This window comes from Frankia sp. Mgl5, assembly GCF_023242985.1.
Taxonomy (GTDB): Bacteria; Actinomycetota; Actinomycetes; order Frankiales; family Frankiaceae; genus Parafrankia; species Parafrankia soli.
This window is the reverse complement of record NZ_JALKFY010000591.1, coordinates 1-325: the sequence shown is the minus strand read 5'-3', so window position 1 is coordinate 325 and position 325 is coordinate 1. Positions and strand designations below refer to the sequence as shown.

At 61.8% G+C, this 325-nt stretch carries 1 pseudogene; it reads left to right on the top strand.

The features are described from left to right. Positions 1-325, top strand: a pseudogene (locus tag MXD62_RS10780) (transposase); the annotation flags it as partial.

Sequence of the window (325 nt, the reverse complement as noted above, 5' to 3'; positions counted from 1 at the left end):
TGAGTCAGTCACGCAGGCGGTTCACGCCCGAGTACAAGGACGAGGCGGTGAAACTCGTCATCGATTCGGGCCGTCCCACATCGGCGGTCGCGAAAGATCTCGGTATCAACGAGGGAACATTGGGGAGCTGGGTCGCGACCTGGCGGCGGGCACATCAAAACGAAGAAGAGCCGTTGTCGATGTCCGAACGGGCCCGGCTCCGCGAGCTGGAGAAGGAGAACCGGGAACTCCGGATGGAGCGCGAGTTCCTCTCAAAAGCGACCGCCTTCTTCGCGCAACGCCATCAGTGACCGACAAGTACACGCTGATCGCCGCGGAGAAGGAC